Here is a 21762-nt window from a genome sequence, read left to right as displayed (position 1 = left end):
TGAGAAGACACCTCAAGGCCAACCGAGGGATGTTCCCGGGATTCCTGGAGAACGCCAGGCCCGAAGAGTTCAGTTGACGCCTGGGCTGGCCATCGCTAGGATTCTTGCGACCGAGAAATCGTTTACTGAAGCGTCGTCCGCCTGCTTGTTACACCGCAGCAAAGGATAGATCCGTCATGTCAAATCGCCTCCAATCTCTCCCGCTGGTGCTGTTTGCCGCAGCTGTCGCCGCCGCACCCATCGCATTCGCGCTGGACGGTCTGGTCAACATTCATGACCCATCCACGGTCGTGCAGTGCAATGGCAGGTTCTACGTCTATGGCACCGGCGGAACATCACTGGTTTCAGACGATGGATGGACTTGGCGCGCCGACACGCGGCCCACACGCACAGGGCTTGCGCCGGATGTCATCCATATCGGCGATCGCTATTACATGTACGTCGCGCGGAACACCGGCGTTACAAAGGGCGACGTCAACATGATCTGGAGCAAGACACTCGACCCCGCCTCGCCCGATTACAAATGGGAAGAGGGCGGAGTCGTGGCAAGTTCAGACGGCGTGGAAGACTCCAATGCCATTGACCCCGGCGTTTTTCTTGACCCGACGACGGGCCGACTCTGGCTCGTCTACGGATCGTACTTCGGTTACATCCGCCAGGTGGAGCTTGATCCAAAAAACGGCAAGCGTCTTCATCCCGGCGACAAGCCGCGCGACCTGGCCGTCAACTGCGAAGCCTCTGACATGATCTTCCATGACGGCTGGTACTACCTGCTGGCAACGCACGGAAGCTGCTGCCGTGGCGCGGACTCCGGTTACAACATTCGCGTTGGTCGGTCGCGCAAAGTCACCGGACCGTTTGTGGACAACATGGGGATTGACATGATGGAGGGCGGGGGCAAGCTTTTGCTTGGCTCCGAGGCGCGCGTCATCGGCCCTGGCCACTTCGGTTTGCTGGACCTGGGTGACGGTGTGCAGAAGTTCTCGCTCCACTATGAAGCTGATCTGGAACGCGGTGGTGCCAGCGTCCTGGATATTCGTCCGCTCCTGTGGAGTGATGGCTGGCCCGTCGCCGGCAACAACCTGAAGGAAGGCACCTTCGAGATTGAGTCTGCACGCGCTGGCACCGCGTTGGAACTGGCCGTGGAAGGCATGCCGGTCGGCGGACGTCCGGTTCGACGTCCACCACCGCCGCGCCCTGCAGGGGCAACGCCCTCAGGGCCACCCGCGGGCGGTGGTCCGGGCATGGGGGGCGGCATGTTTGCCGGTGTGGGCCACGTGATTGAGCCGCAACTGGCATCGCAGGTCTCGTCCAACTGGCCTTCTGGGAATGTCGATGTTCGCCTTTCCGGCTTCATGTCGCAGGCGCAGCAGAAGTGGGCCATAACCCCGGCAAAGGGTGCCGGCGGGTATCTCGGCTCACCGTATTTCCGCATCACCATCGCTGGAACGGAGCGTGCTCTGACCGCAACAGAGAACGGGGAATTGACCGTTGCCCCATCCTTCACCTCTGCCCCGGAACAACTCTGGCGCATTGATCAGCTCGCCGACGGCACGTGGCGCATCATGCGAAAGTCGGTACCGAACTCTGCGCAGCCCATGGTGCTCTCGTCCATCGGCAGCGGCGGCGTCAGCCTTGCAAAGTTTGATCCGAGCAGCGACAAGCAGCACTGGCAGCTTCATCTGCAGTAGCCGTAAACAGGAAAGCATCACGGGAAGAGGCCTGGATTCGATGAAAACGTATCGTGCACACACACCGGCAGGGTTGGCGATCCTTGCGCTTCTCGGTTGTCTCCCCGGCGCGGCCGCCCTCGCTGTTGCGCAGGCCACCGGCGGTTCGCCTGCAGCCGGTCCGCCTCAGATCGTCCCTGCCGCAACGCTGACGGCTCCCACTACCCCCTCAGCCATGCCTGACGCCGAAGGCTTTATCCGGCGTTGGCTGATCCTGGAGCCCGTTACCGTGGAGGGGCAGACGCAGAACATTGTGCGCGACGCGGTGAAGAAGTACGCTTTTCCCGGTTCCGAAACAGCCATTCCACGCAATGGCGAATCGGTCTCACTGGGTGGCAAGGACCTGGCCTGGCACGCGCTGGACACAAAGTATTACAACATCAACCTCTTCCACTTTGCACGTTCATTAGGTAAGCCGACATCAAACGTTCTCTTCTGGGCGGAGGTCGTCGTGAATTCTCCGGTGGAGAGGAAGGATGTTCGCCTGGCCGTCGGGTCGAACGCAGCCTCTGTATGGTTCGTGAACGGCGAAGAACTCGTGGGGATTTACGGAGATCGCCAGACGGTCATTGACGATGGTGTGTCGAAGCGCGTCACGTTGAAGAAGGGGCAGAACATTCTTCGTGCCGCCGTGGTGAACGGCAGCGGTGCCACCGACTTTTGCGCACGCTTTCTTGACGAAAATGACAAGCCGTTGAAGGGCTATACTCTCACCGTCAGCAAATAAACCCCAACATCACGCTTTCCCTGAGACGTCATCATGTGTGGTTCCCTATCCAGAAGACAGATGTTGAGGCTGGGCGCTATGGCCGTGGCCGCACATGCGCTCCCAGACCTGCGTGCGCAGAGGCGTCCTGTGGAGACAACGCGGAGCGGCCATCTTTCGGCCTTTCCTCTCAGCGCCGTGCGGCTCCTGGATGGGCCCTTCAAGCAGTCGGCAGACGTGAATGAGAAATACCTGGACAGCCTCCAGACCGACCGTCTCCTGCACAGCTTCCGCCTGACATCCGGCATCACCTCCACTGCCACGCCGTATGGCGGTTGGGAGATACCCACCGGCGAACTTCGTGGTCATTTCTCCGGCGGCCACTTCCTCTCGGCGGTAGCGTTTGCCTCGTCCGGTTCCGGCAACACAGACCTGCGACGCAAGGGCGAGGCAATGGTCGCGGGTCTGGTTGCATGTCAGAAGGCCAACGGCAACGGGTATCTTAGCGCATACTCGACGGACCTCTTCGAGCGGCTTGCTATTGGCAAACCAGTCTGGGCGCCGTTTTACACGTACCACAAGATCATGGCCGGCCTGGTCGACATGTACGTGCAGACGGGCAATGAAGACGCATTGAAAGCTGCGGAAGGCATGTCCGACTGGGTTGTAACCTACTTTGCTGACATGGGTGACGAGCAGCGTCAGCGCATCCTTCGGACGGAGTACGGCGGCATGAATGAAGTGCTGGTGAACCTCTATAGCTTGACGGGCAAGGAGCGACACCTGCGTTTCGCTTGCAAGTTTGAGCAGCCAACATTTCTTGACCCGCTGGCCGCCCGGCGCGACGAACTGCAGGGCCTGCACGCAAACACAAGCATCCCGAAAATCATCGGCGCGGCGCGCATGTATGAGGTGACAGGCGACCGCCGTTATCGCGACATTGCTGAGTACTTCCTGGACGACGTGTTGACCGCCAGGACGTACGTCATTGGCAACACCAGCGACGACGAACACTGGAAGACACCAGCTGGCTCATTGAAGGGTTCGCTTTCTCTCAAGAATGCCGAATGTTGCGTGGCCTACAACCTTATGAAGCTGGAACGTCACCTGTACCAGTGGACGGGCGAAGCCCGCTGGATGGACGCGTACGAACGCACCCTCTTCAACGCGCGCCTCGGTACGCAGAATGCCCAGGGTCTAAAGCAATACTTCTTTCCGCTGGCCGCAGGCTATTGGCGCAGCTACGGCTCTGCGGAGGATTCCTTCTGGTGCTGCACCGGCACTGGAGCGGAGGACTTTGCGAAGTTCGGTGACAGCATCTACTTCCACTCTGCGGACACCGTGTATGTGAATCAGTTCATCGCGTCCGAACTAACCTGGCAGGAAAAGGGCCTTAGCCTCCGACAGGACACACGCTTCCCAGAGTCACCAGAGGTCCGCCTCACAGTCGGCGTGAAAGTGCCGCAGGAGCACTCCATTGCCATCCGCATACCGTCCTGGGCGGGTGCCGACGGCTCCGTTGCCGTGAACGGCAAGCGCCTGGAGGCGTTTGCGGAGCCGGGCTCCTATCTGGTGCTGCGTCGCACCTGGCACCCGGATGACACCATCACGCTGCAACTGCCCATGACCCTGCGTGAAGAGACGCTGCCCGGCACCACCGACACGGTCGCTGCGCTGTATGGTCCGCTGGTTCTTGCAGCCACTATGGGCGATGGCCCCGTCGCCGGTCCCACAAAGATCATCACTGGCCGGGCTACCGCTCCGGAAGGTCTTGCAGCACCCGCGGCTTTGCCTGCGGTGAAGGGCGGCCCTCCGGGGGACTGGCTGCGTCCCGTGCAGGGAAGCGCCGCACACTTTCAGTCCGCTGCAGATGGCGCGGCGGTTATGCCTCTTTACCAGATTCGTGATCAGAAATACTCCGTCTACTGGCAGCACACCTAACGGTCCGTACCGCAGATCGAAGTAGCAATGCAGCCTGCAAAGAAACGAGCCCGGCTTGTCCGGGCTCATTTCTGGATTGCAGGTGAAGGGCCTTCTCTTAGCGGAAGAGCCGAGGTGCAAAGTCGTTGAACGATCGACGCCACGTCAGCCATTCATGCGCCGTACCGGGCGATTCAAAGTACACGACATTGACACCCGCAGCCCGCAGCGTGTCACTGAACTGCTTCACACGCGGTCCTTCCACCGATCCAGTCGACAGGTACAGCAGCTTCACCTTTTTGTTGAAGTCCGCAGCATTGGTGAAGGCACCGCTGCAACTTGTCTTCGGATCAAATGTGCCGATGCTGCCGCAGTTGCCGCTGAACCCAGCCAGGTAGGCGAACTTATCCAGGTTGGTCAGGCCCGTGTTGAAGGTTTGAAAGCCGCCCATCGACAAACCTGCCATGGCGCGATTGTCGCGGCCCGGCAGTGTGCGATAGTTCTTCTCCACCGTAGGCACCAGGTCGGCGAACATCATCTCGGTGAACGTGTTGCTCATCCGCGGCATGCCTCCGCGCGGCGGCGCCGGTGCCGCGCCCGGTGCAGGCGGAGGCGTAGGCACCGCCTGTGTCAGCACAGAGCGCGCGTTGTAAATGGACGCATCCTCACCCGGCTTCGCAGCGTTCAGGTTGTCCATGACGATGATCATGGGCTTCGCCTTCTTCTCGGCGATCAGGTTGTCCATGATCAGGTTCACGTGGCCCTGGTCTGTCCATCCCACTTCGTTCTCGCCCCAGCCGTGCAGCAGGTACAACACGGGATATTGCATCTTCCCGCTCGTGTCGTAGCCGGGCGGCGTGTAGATCAGTGCACGTCGCCACTGCTGTGTCACCGTGGAGTAGTACGTCTGCTGCCGCACCACGCCATGCGGCACATCCTTCCGCGCATAGAAGTCAGCATCAGCCGCAGGGACTTCTATGGCGCTGCTCCACAGCCCGCCGCCGAAGTACGTTCGCGTCGCAGGATCAGAAACAGACGAACCATCGATGTTGATGGTGTAGTAGTGGAAGCCTTCCACCAGCGGCGGCGTGGTGGCGTACCACAGCCCGTCATCCTTCTTCGTCATCTCCACACGGCCACCTGCACTTACTGTGACCTTCTGTGCGTTTGGTGCGTTGACCCGAAACATCGCTGTGCGGTCCGGCATGATGCAGGGATACGGAGCGCCAGGAATGTTCAAGGTATTGGGCTTGCAAGTGGCCAGTGGCTGTGACCAGACATTGGTTGCGGTGAGCAAAGCAGTCGCAATCATCAAGGTGCGTTTCATGGTGTCCTCATTTCGGAACGTGGTGTTGCCAAAACACCCGGGACACTTTGAACGGTGTCCGGGGGATTGCCGTAAACAGGGCGGTTAGAAGTTGTATTTTGCGGCAAGCTGGAGCTGGCGCATGTTGCCGGCGGTCACCTGCCCGAAGGTCGATGAGTTGATGGTCAGGTTCGGGTTTGACCAGTTGGGATGGTTCAGCGCGTTGAATGCTTCAAAGCGGATCGATAGCAGGTGATGCTCGCTGTAGGGCATTGCAAAGTCTTTATGAATGGAAGCGTCCAGGTTCGTCATGCCCGGCCCGGTAAAGCTTCCGCGGCTTACATTACCGAAGGTTCCGGCAGGCGACTTGACGTAAGCAGCGAGGTTAGCCCAGTGATCGACCGACCGTGTCGCCCCGGTAAGGTACATGCTCGCGCCAGTGGCGTTGGGACGATCGAAGTTGCCAAACGGGCTGGCAATACCGGCATTGTCTGACCCCACCAAAGGCGTGCCAGGCTGGCCCGTCTGGTGCGTAAAGATCCCACCCACCTGCCAACCGCCCAGGATGGAGATCAGCGCCCTGTTGTTCAGGGCGATCAGTTTGCCTCGTCCAATCGGCAGTTCGTACAAGCCTGCTACCACAATGCGGTTACGGGTATCAAAGGCGGAAGGGCCATACTCGCACGCCAGGCAGTAGCTGTTCTGCGGATACAACTGATCGTTGCCCTGGTTACGAATACCGCTCGTGTTGTCCAGCGATTTGGAATAGGTGTAGGAGCTGGTAAGGCTTATGCCGTTGCTGAAACGTCGGTTCACCTTGAAGGTTGCCGAGTTGTAGTTTGCGCTGCCGCCGTCATGTACGTACTGCAGTCCACCCGCAACGTTCGGGAAGGGTTGGCGCGACGCAACGGGAGTCGCAGACGTGGATCCGTAATAGCCCCACGGAGTTGCGGCATTCGCGTTTATGAAGCCATACAGATGGCGGCTCAGGGCACCCTGGTAGCCAGCTTCAACTGACCAGCTCTTACCAAGTTGCCGCTGCACATTCAGCAGGAATTGCTGCGTGTAACTGGTTTTGTGACTGACGGCGTTCGAATATGCCACGGTGGTCGCCGGCAGATTCACAATGCTGCTCCCGCTGGCTCCTGGTGCTGCGTTTGCCCATGTCAGGTTGGAGGGCGCACCGATCTGGCTGGCATTCTGGTTGGTTACTGTGACGCGTCCTGCGATATTGCGGGAGATGTCAAAGACTGCGTTCGCTACATCCTGTGTATAGAAGATGCCGTACCCCACACGGAGCACCATCTTATCCGTGGGCGCCCATGAGAGGCCGAGGCGCGGCGCGATGTCGGTATATCGCGTGTTCATCAACTGGTCATTCGGAACCTGACCGTTGCTGCACTCCGCCCGGCTCGCTGTCCAGCGAACAGACACACCGTTGTACACATCGCCTGGGGCGCAGTTACCCTGCCGCACATAGTAGGGCAGCTGGGCCGTGCTGTACGTTGTGTTGGTATCGCCCTGCTTCGGCATCTGCGGCAAACGCACGTTGAAGTTGTTGCCATACGTGTCCGTCCACGGTGGCGTCACTTCGTAGCGCAGACCAATGGACGCAGTGAACGTCGGGCTCACCTTGTACGTGTCATCTACGAAGCCGGCCTGCACGTTGCGCACGTCATTTGCGTTTGCAACAGCCACGGCGACTACTGACTGCTGCAGATTGCCCAGCAGCAGATCTGCCAGCGCATCTCCACCAGTCAGTGCTGTGCCGGTGTAGAACGAGGTGTTCAGCGGCTGCACGAAGAACTGGCCGCGGGAGAACTGGTTGCCAAGCTGGTTGAAGGTCTGGCGGTTGAACTCATAGCCAAGGCGAAGGGAATGTTTGCCATGGATCAGCGTCACGTTGTCCACGATCTGCCAGGAGGGATCGCGCAACACATAGGGCCCGTCGCCGCCCTGGTCGCCAAAGCCGGTCCAAATGGCCGGTGCCGTGCCGAAGGCGCCTGAACTCGTGACACCTGAGACGGAGTAATTCGAAAAGCTCATGGAGGGGATACCCCATGTCGATGGGTCGCCACCCGAGAGGCCAGGAATGCCAAGTCCACTCACAACGTCGGTGGTGTAGGCGGAGAGCAGTCCCAGCGAGTTGAAGAAGTTGCTGTAGCCAAAGCGTGTTTCATTCACCACAATGGGCGAGAAGGTGTGCGTTACCGAACCCATGTACTGCTGGTATTGCGTAATGGTTTTGCTGCCGGCTCCCAGAAGGCCCGTGGAGATTGAGTCGCCATCGCCCAGGCCGTAGCGGAAGGTTAGCTGCGTCCGCTCCGACACGTTGTAATCACCGCGGATATAAAGACTCTGACGGTTGGAAGGACTTCTGGTGGAATACCTGTAATTGGGAATGGCGGCACAGGTCGTGTAAGTGGTGACTTTGGTCGGGCAGTTATATGCAGGCAGTGTTGACGCCGTGCCCAGGTATTTCAGCAGTGCCGTTGTTTGCGGCGCAATGCGGGATGAGGGGATGGTGTTGTTCGCAAACGGCTGTCTGCCTGTGCCGTTGGCTGTACCCGTAGCCGGATCGTAAATTGTCACAGGCTGTGTGTGAACGCCGCCTCCTGGATCCACGTACTGATAGGCGTAGCCGCTGAAGTTACCGGCGGCCATGGCTGCAATTGGGACCGTCGCAGTTGCATTGTTATTGCTCGACCGGCTTCGATACCACTCTTTCGAAACCATGAAGAAGAACTTGTCTTTGCCGTTGTACAGCTTTGGGACGCGGACAGGACCGTCCAGCTCGAAACCAAAGTCGTTGTACTTGAACGGGGTAATCGACTGAACAGCTCCCGCAGGCTGACGTGTTGGGAACCAGTACGGTCGTGCGTCCACGTAATTGTTGCGGATGAATTCGTAGGCTGTCCCGTGATATTTGTTGGTGCCGCCCTTCGTCACCACGTTCACCTGGGACGCTTCGTGACCGAACTCCGCCGAGTACACACCGGTCTGGACCTTCATCTCCTGGATGGAGTCTGGAGAGGGCAGGCCAATGTACGTATTGAAGTCCGGATCCGTGTTGTTAACGCCGTCCAGCGTGTAGTAGTTGAACATGATGCGCTGGCCGCCAACTGCGATGGACTGGTTGGCACGGTCGCCACCTAAACGGCTGCCCGCCTGGCCAGATGCAGGCGAAAGGGTGTTGACGTTTGACGAGAGTGCGACAAGACCTAAGTAGTTCCGGTTGTTCAGCGGCAGTTGCTCAATCTCGTCGTTGCCGATCACTGTGCCGGTCGCCGCGTTCTCTGACTGCAGGAGCGCACCCGCGGTGGAGACCTCCACCGTATCACTGATAGCACCTATTTCCAGGTGAAGATCCTGACGGACCGCCTGTCCAATCTGCACCTCAATCTCGCTCGTGGAACTGGTCTTAAAGCCATCGTGCGTTGCGGACACCACGTACTTGCCAATTGGCACTTCCGTAAAGGAGTAGACGCCGGAAGACGTTGTGACGGTGGTGCGTTCACCACCCGTAGCAACGTTCTTTAACGTAACGGTCGTGGCCGGGACCGATGCTCCTGTAGGATCGCCAACTTGTCCAGAGATGCTGCCCGAAGTCTGAGCGTATGCGCCTGCCGACAGAACAAGGGCGAATCCGGCAGCAAGTGCCTGGTGAAGATGCCGTCCCTCCCAATGAGTAAACGTTTTCTTACAGTACGCTACGCAGACCAGGGAAAGTTTCATTGCAGCTCCTTCAGGAAGGTCGTGGGAAAATCGAACGAAACTATACATTCGACCTTGGCTGGAAAGTCAAGGACAATTTCATCCGAAATTCACTCCAGAGAGGGAAAACGTTTTCCATCTTGCACCGACACATGTATGCGTTTGCAGCCGGGAAGGGTAAGTTCCGAACGCCGTTTGCAATGCATGACCAACAGCGGCTCTATTGCTTCTTTGAGCCAGCGGCATCTTCGGCTGAGGCACGTATGGAACTCGACTACGGCGAATACTTCGGCGTGAAGCCGCAAGACGCACTCGCATTTGGTATAGCCGTCGTGGAGGGCGGGAAATCGTTTACTTACAATCGACTGCGAATAAAAACAACGTCAGCAGTGTTGATCGTTTCCCTCCTTCATGGAGCGTTTACATGCATCCACGCACGATTGCGGTTGCCGTCGGCCTGTTCTTCTCAACAGCGATAATTTTTGCTCAAGCACCGCAGGCGTCAACACCCGTCGCTTCCACGCGACCACCGGCACGCCCCGCTCCGCTTGTGTCACCGCAACTGGGCAGTGACGGACGGGTAACGTTTCGCATCTTCGCACCCCAGGCCACAGCAGTGGCGCTGGCAGGAGACATCGGTCAGGGCATTACGCGCGACTCCGCAACTCCACTCAGAGGCGCGCAGGCAAACGCCGCCGGAATTCCCATGACGAAAGATGTTTCCGGCGTCTGGACTGGAACGTCACTCCTGCCATTGAAACCCGGTGCATGGCGTTATCACTTTCAAGTAGATGGCATGTCTGTCGTGGACACCCGGAATGTGAACGTTTCACCTTACCAGTCGCAGATGGAAAGCCTGCTGATCAGTTCCGCGTGTCCGAGAAATCGCCGGAACGCGATGCGTTCACTTGTTCGCCCACATGAAGCCCGCCTCTCGTGTATTCCGATGGAGTATAGCCAGCCTGGCTTTTGCTTGCATTTTTGTCCATTTGCATGTAGTTAATTAAGAAACCTATCTACAAGTCTGAAAAGTGGATGCATGAAAACCATGCAGCGCCACCAAAGCACAGTTGCGGCTGTTGTGATCTGCCGCGCCAGATAACGACAGGTCATCGCGTTCGCACCCCAGCGTTGCCAAAGACAAGTTCTCCCGTCGCACCGCAGTTCCACCCAAGCATTGCACTGAGCTGTTTGAGGAGGTTCACCGCACGATGAAGTTGTATCCTCGCTATGTTCCCGCCGCCCTGCTTTTAATCGCTGGTCCTGCTATGGCCCAGCAAACCGGCCTGTCTGGAAAGGTGACGGACTCCTCTGGTGCAGTCGTCGCCGGTGCCTCCGTGAACGTTAAGCAAGTGGGCGCATCTGCGTTCCAGACGAAAAGTAACCGTGAAGGTATATGGGTGCTCCCTTCGCTGCCTGCCGGCGACTACGTCGTCTCGGTGACTGCACCCGGCTTCTCCACGATGGAGACCAGGATCAGTATGCTGGTCGGCCAAACACCAACGGTCGACAGTGTGCTACCTGCATCTGCCGGGAACACCGAGGTGGTCGTGACGGCTGAAGCGGTTGCGGTGGATACGACGACTTCCGCAGTCGCTGGTAACGTGACACCGTCCGAAGTTCAGGGCACGCCAATCAACGGCCGTAACTACATGTCGCTGGCAACGCTGGTCCCCGGTGTGAAGATCAACGCAGTCACTTCGGATGTGCCGGTGGGCTCTGCATCCGAGTCGGGGAAGTTTCAGATCACGATGGACGGTCTGCAGGTTTCGCAGGATACGGCGGGCTCTTCGTTTGGTCAGCCGCGGTTCTCGCAGGATGCGATCTCGCAGTTCCAAATCATTACCAATCGTTTCGACGCAACACTTGGACGGTCTGCGGGTGTATACGTCAACGCGCAGTCGAAATCGGGCACCGACATGTTCCACGGCGGCGTGTTTGGATTCTTCCGGAATTCTTCGCTGAACGCTCCGGATCCTGTTACGAAGACGGTGCTTCCGTTCAGCGATCAGCAGTATGGCGGCACGCTTGGCGGCCCGATCCTCAAGCAGAAGCTGTGGTTCTTCGGGGCCTACGAAGGTGAACGCAAACCCGATACGGCAACGACTCAGTCTCCCGCCGCCAACTACGCCAACTACACCCATGCGGTGAACTTCAAGGTAAACGAGTACCTTGGCCGCGCCGACTATCAATTGAATGCGAACAATCACATCCTCTTGCGTGGTGATGGATTTACCTACAACAACGACTACAACGGCGTCAGCGGCAACACGGATCCGTCGCGTGCCTACCAAGCCACACGTACGAGCTACGGCTTTGTGGCGGACTGGAATTCCGCCCCGAGTACGCATCTGGTAAACGACGTTCGCGCGGGCTATCACCACTTTGGCTGGCAGAATGTGCCGTACACATCGTCCATTCAGATCACGCTGCCCACGGTGACGGTTGGAGGCCCGTACAACTATCCACAGATCTTCTCTCAGGATACGCAGCAGTATCGCGATGACCTGTTTTGGTTGAAGGGAAAGCACACGATCCGCGCTGGCGGAGAGTATCTCTACACAAAGCATGGTGGCTTCTTTCAGCAGAACGTGCGCGGAGCGTCCACCTGTACAGTCGGCAGTGGTTTCAACTTCGCAACTGCATTTCCGAATGGCACGCTTGATCCAACGACATGGAACCTGGCCTATATCTCTTCGCAGTGCACTTCGAACACATTCGTGCAGGGCTTTGGTGACTTCACGGTGAACGTGCCCCGCTCGATCCTTGGTCTATGGGCGCAGGACGATTGGAAGCTCTTCTCGCACTTCACTCTGAATCTCGGCATTCGTTGGGACGATGATTTGGGCGCGTTCACGGGTGGGCCGAAGCTGACGAATGGGCTCATGGTTCCCAGCGGCAACGACAATAACAACTTCTCACCTCGGCTCGGATTCGCCTGGGACATCATGGGTGACGGCAAGACGAGCCTTCGCGGAGGCACAGGACTTTATTTCGCTGACATCTCTGCCAATCAGATCATCGATCAGCAGATCTTCAACGGAGTATCGACCATTCAGGCATCGGTCTCTGGAACTGGGGGCAGTGTGAATCTGGCGAACCCCTTCAATGGCGGGAATCCTGCTGCAAATCCAGGTGCCTACCTGCAGGCTGTGCAGCCGCTGGCCAAAGATTCCAAGGTGCCGTACGCATTGCAGGCCTCATTTGGTTTGCAGCGGCAATTGCCCTGGAACACATTGCTTACTGCGGACTTCGTCCACACACGTGCTTATCACGACTGGATTCGGTTGCAAGGAAATTACCTGGTCGATCCCACGAACCCGCAGCGCAACCTGAATTCAACTGCAGCGCTGAGTGCGTCAACTGCCATCAGTTGTGGCAATGGATCAGTGGCAGTATCAACGCCCGCAAACTATGCGTCTGCAAAACAGGTATGCAACCAGAGCTTTACGACGGTAAACCAGTTCTTTACACCACCGGGGTCGGGCTCCATCTTCGACGCGCTGCAGGTAGGCATGCGCCACACATCGCAGCGCTTCACAGCTGCCCTGGCATACACGTGGGGACGCACGAAGAACTCCACCGAAGGTCCGTTCTACTATCCGAACAAACCTTTCGCTTACAACATCAAGGATGAATGGGCGAACGGCACGGATGATCAGCGTCACTCGCTGACAGTGAATGGCGAGTACAAGTTTAAGTACGGCTTGTCTTTGTCATCGCTGTATCGCTTTGGCTCCGGCCAGGCATATGCGGTCACCACGGGAACATCAGGGCCAAACGGCTACTCCCCAAGCTACAACCGCACGCTGGGTGCGGGAGTGATACCCGTTGCGCCCGGCACCACACCGTGTCCTGCAGCGAGTTGCCTGGTCGTGTATGCACCACTGAATCACTTTCACTACGATTCAGGGTTCGGTTACTACGTGATGGATCGCAATAGTTTCCGCGGACGTGCCTACGAGCGCCTGGACGCGCGACTGCAGGAGACGTTCCCGATCCACGAGCGCTTCAAGGCAAGTGTCGGTGTTGAGGTGTTCAACATGATGAACCATTTCAACCCTGCGGCCTACAGCTTGAATGCGAATGCCGCGACCTTCGGCAGGCCCTCCTCTGCACAAGGTTCGGGCTATCTGGAATATGCTGCACGACAGCTGCAGTTTCTGGCGCGGTTCTCCTTTTAGCAGGCAGTTCGGCATGCAGCATCATGGTGTGCCGAACTGCTTTCCGTGATTCTTCCTTATCCGATTCCCAGCAGGAGCGTGTCTCTAATGTTCGCCGTCTCTGTTCGCAAAGCTCTGCCGCTCATCATTTCCAGCCTCGCCGCCTCTGCAATCTCCGCCCCTGCCATTGCTGCTCCGATGACACCAGCGAAGCCCGCGGTCAAGAAGGCTGCTTCAGTAATTACCGTGGATGAGGTCACCAATGGGCAGGTTGCCGTGTCGCCTGACGGTAAGCGTCTGTTGCTTGATCTGCAAGGTTTGATCTACGTCATGCCGATGGCTGGTGGTAAGGCGAAACGTGTGACACAGCCGTTTCAAGAGGCGTCGCACCCGGATTGGTCGAAGTCCGGCGAGACGATTGCGCTGCAATGCTACGCCGGAGGTACCTTTCACATCTGGACGATGAAGCCGGACGGCACTGGCCTGAAGCAGGTTACGTTTGGCCACGGGGATGATCGCGAACCGCGTATCAGCCCGGATGGTAAGACGATTGTGTTTGCCAGTGATCGCGCATTCAAAACTGCTGCGAACGGAGCGTCTGTTGGATCGTATGACATCTGGACGGTGCCGATTACGGGTGGTGAGCCGAAACAGCTAACGAATGGTGACGAAGATGAGTTCGGACCATCGTGGTCTCCTGACGGCGCAAAGGTTGCATTCGTTGCAGGTACGGGCATCAGCGCAACTTCCATCAAGTCGCTGGATCTCGCCACGGGTAAGGAGATGGTGCTGCGCAAGGCGACCGGTAACAATCGCTTTGAGGCTCCATCGTGGTCGCCGGATGGAAAGCACCTTGCCTTTGTGGAGTTTGAAGCTGCAGATGCTCGTACGGTAAATACGGGGGTGATGAAGGTCGTCGCTGCGGACGGTAATGGCGACGCAATCGTGACACGTTCGACGGATGCATTTCCATTTCCTGCGATCTGGCTGTCGAACACAGATTTCCTATACACGGGGAGTGGCCACATCCTCCACGCCGGTCTTGCGGGCGGAGCTGAAACATCGGTTGCATTTACTGCTGACATCCCGTATCAGCCGCATGGCTTTCGTCACAAGGTTCGTGATTTTGATTCCACTGCGTCGAAGCCAGTGAAAGGCATCTACGCGCCTGCGATTTCACCTGATGGTAAGTCCGTTGCGTTTGTCGCGCTCAACGAGCTTTATGTCATGCCGATCGGCGGAGAACCAAAGGCCATCACGCACGACACGTTTTACAAGCAGGGACCAGCATGGTCGCCCGATGGCTCAAAGCTTGCATACATTAGCGACAAAGATGGAATCGAGAACATATACGTTCACTCATTGAGCGACGCAAGCGACGAGCAGGATAAGCGCATCGCTCCGCAGCAGACAGCGCAGATCATGCCCGCGTGGTCGCCCGATGGAAAATGGATGGCATTCCAGGACCAGACCGGCGCTACCTTGCTTGCGGATGTGTCTTCCGGCAAGGTGAAGCCACTGGCGCCTTCGACGTTCTTTCCCGGTCGGGCAGCTTTCTCGCCGAACGGAAAAACAATTGCCATCGCAACGATTCGTCCGTACACGAAACGCTTCCGCGAGGGCACCAGCGCCATCCTCACGGTAGATATTGCTTCTGGTAAACAGCAGTGGTTTGAGCCTGCGCCGTTCGAGTCCGTAACCACGCGTACAGAGGATGGTCCGGTCTACACTGCCGATGGCAAGAACATGCTTTTTGTCATGCATGATCTGCTGTACCGCATGCCGGTCGATGCGAATGGGCATCCCAGTGGCGCTGCCCAGAAGTTGAATGACGAAACGACTGACGCACCCTCCATTGCCGCGGATTCCTTGCATGTGCTGTATCTGAACAATGGCAAATTGCGCATGATGGATACTGCAACAAAAGCTATCCAACCCGTTGCGATGAACCTGACCTGGACGCTGGCCAAACCGAAGCAGAAACTGCTGATCCATGCAGGTGCTGTGTGGCAGGGCATCGGTCCCGCCGTGCTGCATGACGCGGACATTATCATCACAGACAATCGCATCACCAGCGTTGGACCTCACTCAGCAATTGCACCTGCGGGCGTCACGCGTACCATCGAAGCGCCAAACTCGACGGTGTTGCCAGGACTGTGGGAAAACCATGCGCATCCCGATAGTGACAATGGTATTTACTACGGTGCGCGCATGGGGCGGCTGTGGCTGTCTTATGGCGTGACCACAATGCGAGGCATCGCCGATAACGCCTACCGTAGCGTAGAGCACAACGAGAGCTATCGGTCCGGTGCCGCCGTGGGTCCACGCACCTTCTCTACGGGTGAGGCCGTAGACGGAGAGCGTGTGTACTATCCCATGATGATTGCGACGACCAGCGAGGCGCAGCTTCAACGTGAGCTTGAGCGCCTGAAAGCACTCGACTTCGACATGGTCAAGCTTTACGTGCGTTTGCCGTTTGCGTGGGCTGCCAAAGGCATCGACTTCGCCCATAACCAAATGGGCGTGGATACGGCGAGCCACTACCTGATGCCCGCAGTTTCGCTTGGCGAAGATGGCATGTCGCACATATCAGCGACCTCGAGATTCGGCTGGGCCTACTCCCGTTCGTTGACGTATCACTCGTACGGAGACGTGCAGAAGCTGATGTCGAAGAGCGGTATGTGGACGATCTCTACCACATTCGCGCAGGCACAGTATGCCGAGGATTCAGGAGTAATGAATGATCCGCGTCAGGGTGTGGCTCCGCCGTGGGAGCATGGACGCGTGGTCACTGCGACACAAACAGCCCAGAAGGCAAATCAGAAGGACGCGTACACACACCTGAAAGACGAGGAGGCGGTGGTTGCGAATACGATCCATAACGGCGGCATAATCCTGGCAGGAACGGATTCGCCACTCGACATACCTGCAACAAGTCTCCACCTTAACCTGCGTGCGCAAGTAAAGTATGGCGGTCTGGAGCCGTGGCAGGCGCTGACCACCGCGACATCCATGGCAGCAAAGGCTTACGGATACGACAGGGATCTGGGTACGCTGACGCCAGGTAAGCTGGCCGATCTGATCATCGTGGGCGGTACGCCACTAACGAACATCGATGATGTCGTGAAGGTGCAGTGCGTTGCCGTCAACGGCAAGCTGCGGAGTGTCGATGAAATTGCTGAGCCGTTTACAAAAGCGGTGCCGAAGAACAATGTGTGCTCAGCACCCTGAGCACATCGAGATGACTACGAGCACATAACCGTGATGCCAATACGAAACTGCGCACTATCGGGTATGCTGCGTGAATCTTCACCAAAGGACTAGACGGTACCGATTCACTGGTCTCCTCCTGCCGAAGCCTTCGCCAAGGCTTGTGTATTCACAGGCTCTCTGAAAAAGGGAAGTAGTCGTGGATTACTGCGTCTTCTTGAACAAATCCTGAAAGATAAGAGGACCCCAGGTCTGGCCGCGTGCGTGCACCAGCACGCCTCCCTCGTTTAGCTTTCCCAGCTTGACGGGTGCGAATCCGAGTTGTTTCGCCAGATCCACTACGGGAGCGAACGCGTCCTCGTCGTCGCTCGAAAGAAAGACGACGCGGTGCCCGCCCTCTACGATCGGGTCGGTAGCCAGCTTGGCCGCACCCAGGTGGTTAAAGCCCTTCACCAACTTGGCGCCGGTGAACGACTTCGCGACGAAGGCGGAAGAAGGCAGGCCGTCCAACTCTTCCGGTGGGGCAGGAAACGAGTTCATCGCATCGATGATCGTCTTGCCATTCCAACTCGGCAGGACTTTCGCAATCTCGCGATGTTCCCCGAACGCTAGTGATCGCCAAACTAGACCGCCTAGCCCGCAATGTGGCCTTTATTGCTGGCCTCATGGAATCTGGTGTGGAGTTCGTGGCCGCCGATATGCCGCAAGCGAACAAGTTCACCATTCACATCATGGCAGCTGTCGCAGAGCAAGAGGCAGAGGCCATCAGCAAACGTACAAAGGCTGCCCTACAGGCCGCTAAGAGCCGAGGAACGGCACTAGGTGGCCGTAGGGTATCAGCCCGTAAGTGGGCAGGCATTGCAGCAACGGGACGTGAAGCTGCTGCCCAGGTACGCTCTGCGAATGCTGAAGATTTTCGGAACGAGATTTTGCCAGTCATCCGAGAGATAGAAGCAGATGGGGTCACATCGCTGCATGGAATCGCTGCCGAACTTAATAGCCGTGGGGAAACGACACGCAGGGGTGGTGAATGGTCTGCCGTACAGGTTCAACGCGTACTCTCTGCCGAAGAATGAATCTGGTACGACTCGTACCCCATTTTCATCCCAAAACGGTACGGATAAGTACGACCTCTATCAACGAAAATGCCTGTAAACACTGATGAAGAGTGAAATACGGGCCTGAAATCGACAGGTTTAGGATGTGCAGAACTTTTGCGGGATATTGGCCCCTCAACCCATTCAATACGCTGGCCGTCGAATTACAGGCGTCCCTTCTCGCTCTTGATTGAAGTAGCCACAGACCGCGCACTTTCGACTGACATACCCGTTTCCGCTTACGGGCTTTTCGAGGTAGACGGCTTTGGAATCCCGCTGGTAGCAAACCGGACAAAGCGGATCGGTCTCGTCGCCTTGAAAGAAGTAACCGAATTCTCCGCGCCTACCGATATTGCTTTTTAGTTCCAAAGCCTTACGCAGGGATTCGTTTTCCGTTTGTAGATCATGCAGGGCCTCCCTCAATTCCAAGACGCTGTTGTACACATCGCTTAGCTGGTCTTTCAGGCCAGTATCTTTGGACTCCTTCGTCATCTCCCTCACGGTCTTCAGGGAGGAAAGCGTGGAACTCACGATACCGGGGATTTTCGCAGCTGTACCCAGGACTGTCATGGCGGTTATAGGGTCGGCGCTCATGCTCGTCATCGTGGCACAGCCATGAGTGCAAAGTCACCGCTTCTTTGCAAGGAACAACGCATGGGCAGACCAACCCGAAGTCGGCAAAGGCGCATCCTCTGATAAAGGCTCCCCACCTAAACTTGCAGACCAAGGATGGCTTTAATGAGCCGGAAACGTGTATCGCCAAGTGAAGCAAAAGAGACCTGTGGCAGGCAAAGAAGTTCTATCGCAATGCCACGTCAAATCTCGAAGATCGTGCTTTACGCCTTGTCCCGCCTGAGTCGCCCTCAGTACCAGTGATACGTCCGCTGTCTTCGAGAACCGAGGTTATTGCTATCCGTGCAGGGAGAAGCAAGCGCCGATTGACACCTGCCGAAGTGGAAAGCCTACCGCGGAAGGTCGCTGTTAAGTCATCCACTCCATCTACACGTAAGAAGAAATCGACCGAGCCAAAGAGGATCGCCTTAGACGGCCCCCTTCGCTTCATGGGGAACATTCGCGTGATGCAGGGTGGTCTACCTGAGTTGGGGAAACGACGATAGGTAAAAACAGAATGGCCGGGGCTGCTATGTGCAGTGTCCCGGCCTTGTGGTTGCAGAGTATGCAGAGCGGTCTATGCTGCTGCGGTTTCTGCGGCCCGCAATGATTCAACGGTGGGAATGCGTCTGATAGCGGCAGCTCTGTGTTCGGCCACTCTGCCGGGAATATCCACTCTGAGCGCGTCATGTGGCATACGCTGTCTCGCTGACCTTACCGATGCTATTGCCGCCTCGCTGCCAAGACTTCCACATAAGGGCGACATCCTCCGGGAAAAGCATCCTCGCAAGTTCCAGACAAGCACAACCGTTGCGAAAATAGTGTAGGTAAGGGCCAGGGTTGCTAAAGACTGCGCAATTGGAATTAGCGTTGTATACCAGTGCGTTGTCTGACCCGAGACAAACTGAACTTCGACGGAAGTGCCCAACAATCAATTGCCTCAACGAAAGAGCGGATCCGGATCGGTCAACGCTCGCCGGATCCCTTCTTCTATGGTCTTATGATGCACCGGTTTCACGTCAAACGTGAACGTTCTGCGGAATTCATCTTCGCCGTGCTTCCGCACACTTGGGCCAAAAAGGCCAAGGAAGAACGAAAGATTCACGGCAAGCGCATCTTCTGGAACGCGCACTGTGAAATGCTCTCCCTGTTTTTCCAGACGATCCAATTGAAACCGTCCACGCGCAGCTTCACCCGCATCGCGGCCGGAAAAAACCCGTGCTTCGCGCGAGGAGCGGACTTCCTCTAAATCCAATATTGACATAGTGTTACACCTTTTGTGGCTGCGGTCCAATGAAAATCTGCTCTAGGAAAACTGCATCCAACACCAATCTGATGCTTACTATCGTCCCTGGGAACCGTTTCTTTAGCGTTCTGACGTACTTAACGTCTGGACGCTTCACCAGGCTGTTGCTGCTATTGAAAGCAATCTTCTGCAAACCTTTGTCGGCAGTCTGGAGGCTGTACGTTCCATCTAGAAGAATATACGCACCGCCGGACACAATACACATTTTCTTCCGATCTTTAGCCGCCAAACCGTTGAAGAAATCGATCATCTTGATCGTGCCATTCCCGCGGTTAGTCCCTCTCGGTGAGCCTGTGTAACGGGAGACCTGATCCTGCAAAGCGTACAAGGTCCAGCACGTCTCCTCATCCCAAAGCCCGTTTGACGCCGCATACGCCCGTTCGTGGATCCGCGAGAGCGTCTTCAGGCGGATGTTCATCTCTGATGACAGGTCTTTGTGCTGCAGCGCCTCGTATATTGTCCGTCCATCGTTGTAGATGAGGAGATGCACTTCGCCAGCGAAGCCGCGCTCAGTCTGCATCTTCGCACCGTTCCAGAAGCCCGTCGCATGCCAGGGACCACCATGCTCTTCGGCATTTCCAATCACCTCGGTTAACAGACAAGCCACTTGATACTTCCCGTCATCGGAAAGGTTGAAGCCTTGCTTCTGGAGGCACTCATCGATGTATTCAGTCAGTTCTGTGCCGCATCGGTCACGCTGCTTCGCTGATTCAGGATGACTCCCTGTTCCATTCCGCATCTCGAATGTTGTGTAAGTCTCCCGCAATTCCTCTGGCACTTCCGTTGACTGTACCCCGAGTCGATGCGGTAGGCCCGCGGCGCACAGCATGACGTTAACATCCATACTTTTGCGAGATAGGGTGCCTGCTAAATTCATGGGGCGGCCGTTCCGTCTCGCACGCTTTCTGGCATCCATTAAGTGTTCATCGAGGATCGCGGAAGCGCACAAATCCATATGGCCACATCGCCGGTGATCGATCCGAAAAAAAGTCTTTCTGGTATCCCTCAGCTGCGCACTCAGTTCCTCCAGAAGCTCTATGGCGGCCTCAGGGTCTTCGATGAAAGAGAAGGTTCGCGGGACTGTGATTACGGCGGTGTTTCCCGTCGTTTGCCCACCGATCGTCTCGTCAGACGGGCGTCGTCTCGTTGATTTCTTCTGCGGAAGTGCGCGGCTGGAGCGTCTCGCTCGTATTTCCGCTCTTGCAGCACGCTTTTCACGCTTCGCCTGTCGAATAGCGAAGGCGTTTCGATCTGAATTCATAAGGACGTCTGCCAGTTTAGGACACCCGCGGCCCTAGCGTGCAGGAATTCAGAAGTATTTTGTGGCGGGAGCCAAAAAGGGAAAGAGCCAAGCGACATGATAACCGTGAGTTCGCCGCGATATGGCCTAGAGTACTCGTTGAACATACATAGCGGACCGTTGTCCGCCGTGTGATGCATTGATGTTACGCATATTCAGTTCAGCGGCGTTTCTTGCGACGTGGTATCCCCATGCTGCTAAGTTTCATGTCGTAGCAGTGAGAGCAAAGGTCGTCATCGTCAGTCATGCGTTTGTGTGATCCGCACATGTCGTTCCCACAGCGCTCACACTTTTCAGTTGAAGGTAAATTGCAGTTTGGTATCCAACACATTCGATAGGATGGCGGTTCGTTCATGCCGTCTATGCTATCGCGATTTTGTGCCTCCGCTCGGAGTGAAGCGCTTCGAAGCTTATGCGGTATTCCAGGTAAGCCATGTCTCTCCTCCGCTCAGACGAACTGAAGTTTGAGAGGACTACGACTATGCACTCTTTAGTGGAGTCCCATTTATCCGATAGAAGAGGGCAATATGCTAATCAACCCCTACACCACCCGCGTAAACAATCTGAGCATCCAGTTCGATAGGGCTCGCTGTGAACGGCTTCGCCAGCACATCATCAACAAACTAGAAAAGGCTCTCATCGAGGAGGCGATTTGGGATGCAAGGCACAAGCCGTAACAGTGACCGTTAACCCCGTAA

13 protein-coding genes are annotated in these 21762 nt (G+C 56.9%); 8 read left to right on the top strand and 5 right to left on the bottom strand.

Annotated elements, in window-relative coordinates; translation table 11 throughout:
- Positions 1-176: 176 nt before the first annotated feature.
- From AB6729_RS07685 to AB6729_RS07675, 3 genes are read left to right on the top strand one after another with little or no spacing between them, the layout of a single operon-like run.
- Positions 177-1691, top strand: a complete 1515-nt coding sequence (locus tag AB6729_RS07685) for a family 43 glycosylhydrolase (RefSeq protein WP_371080990.1) — start codon at positions 177-179, stop codon at positions 1689-1691.
- A 40-nt stretch (positions 1692-1731) separates the two neighbouring features.
- Positions 1732-2457, top strand: a complete 726-nt coding sequence (locus AB6729_RS07680; protein ID WP_371080989.1) for a hypothetical protein — start codon at positions 1732-1734, stop codon at positions 2455-2457.
- Positions 2458-2517: 60 nt separating this feature from the next.
- Complete coding sequence (locus tag AB6729_RS07675; protein ID WP_371080988.1) at positions 2518-4377, top strand: beta-L-arabinofuranosidase domain-containing protein; 1860 nt, start codon at positions 2518-2520, stop codon at positions 4375-4377.
- Positions 4378-4474: 97 nt separating this feature from the next.
- Here AB6729_RS07675 and AB6729_RS07670 read toward each other — a convergent pair whose 3' ends face one another.
- Together AB6729_RS07670 and AB6729_RS07665 are read right to left on the bottom strand one after the other, a co-directional pair.
- The gene (locus AB6729_RS07670) at positions 4475-5683 is read right to left on the bottom strand and encodes an alpha/beta hydrolase-fold protein (protein ID WP_371080987.1); all 1209 of its coding nucleotides are present in this window, start codon (positions 5681-5683) and stop codon (positions 4475-4477) included.
- Positions 5684-5767: 84 nt separating this feature from the next.
- Positions 5768-9397, bottom strand: a complete 3630-nt coding sequence (locus AB6729_RS07665; RefSeq protein ID WP_371080986.1) for a carboxypeptidase regulatory-like domain-containing protein — start codon at positions 9395-9397, stop codon at positions 5768-5770.
- Between the two features lie 403 nt (positions 9398-9800).
- Here AB6729_RS07665 and AB6729_RS07660 point away from each other — a divergent pair, with 403 nt between their 5' ends.
- The 3 genes from AB6729_RS07660 (at position 9801) to AB6729_RS07650 (ending at position 16770) form a co-directional block, all read left to right on the top strand.
- Positions 9801-10379 carry a hypothetical protein gene (locus AB6729_RS07660; RefSeq protein ID WP_371080985.1) on the top strand — a complete coding sequence of 193 codons (579 nt, stop codon included), beginning with the start codon at positions 9801-9803 and terminating at the stop codon, positions 10377-10379.
- A gap of 208 nt (positions 10380-10587) precedes the next feature.
- A complete protein-coding gene (locus AB6729_RS07655; RefSeq protein ID WP_371080984.1) occupies positions 10588-13560 on the top strand; it encodes a carboxypeptidase regulatory-like domain-containing protein in 2973 nt (990 codons plus the stop codon).
- Positions 13561-13647: 87 nt separating this feature from the next.
- Entirely contained in the window at positions 13648-16770 is a 3123-nt protein-coding gene (locus tag AB6729_RS07650; RefSeq protein WP_371080983.1) for an amidohydrolase family protein, read from the top strand.
- 183 nt (positions 16771-16953) lie between these two features.
- On the opposite strand, the gene AB6729_RS07645 is transcribed toward AB6729_RS07650, so the two are convergent.
- The gene (locus AB6729_RS07645; RefSeq protein WP_371080982.1) at positions 16954-17289 is read right to left on the bottom strand and encodes a hypothetical protein; all 336 of its coding nucleotides are present in this window, start codon (positions 17287-17289) and stop codon (positions 16954-16956) included.
- 71 nt (positions 17290-17360) lie between these two features.
- Between AB6729_RS07645 and AB6729_RS07640 the strand changes: the two genes are divergently transcribed.
- Positions 17361-17825 (top strand): recombinase family protein, encoded by a 465-nt coding sequence (locus tag AB6729_RS07640; RefSeq protein WP_371080981.1) that lies wholly within the window; start codon positions 17361-17363, stop codon positions 17823-17825.
- 165 nt (positions 17826-17990) lie between these two features.
- On the opposite strand, the gene AB6729_RS07635 is transcribed toward AB6729_RS07640, so the two are convergent.
- Positions 17991-18440 (bottom strand): hypothetical protein, encoded by a 450-nt coding sequence (locus AB6729_RS07635; RefSeq protein WP_371080980.1) that lies wholly within the window; start codon positions 18438-18440, stop codon positions 17991-17993.
- 898 nt (positions 18441-19338) lie between these two features.
- Here AB6729_RS07635 and AB6729_RS07630 point away from each other — a divergent pair.
- The gene (locus AB6729_RS07630; RefSeq protein WP_371080979.1) at positions 19339-19707 is read left to right on the top strand and encodes a hypothetical protein; all 369 of its coding nucleotides are present in this window, start codon (positions 19339-19341) and stop codon (positions 19705-19707) included.
- A 19-nt stretch (positions 19708-19726) separates the two neighbouring features.
- Here AB6729_RS07630 and AB6729_RS07625 read toward each other — a convergent pair whose 3' ends face one another.
- The gene (locus tag AB6729_RS07625) at positions 19727-20641 is read right to left on the bottom strand and encodes a hypothetical protein (RefSeq protein WP_371080978.1); all 915 of its coding nucleotides are present in this window, start codon (positions 20639-20641) and stop codon (positions 19727-19729) included.
- Between the last annotated feature and the right edge of the window lie 1121 nt (positions 20642-21762).

The sequence above is a fragment of the Terriglobus sp. RCC_193 genome, from assembly GCF_041355105.1.
GTDB lineage: Bacteria > Acidobacteriota > Terriglobia > Terriglobales > Acidobacteriaceae > Terriglobus.
Note: the sequence above shows the minus strand (reverse complement) of the source record. Positions and strands in the feature narration are given on the sequence as shown.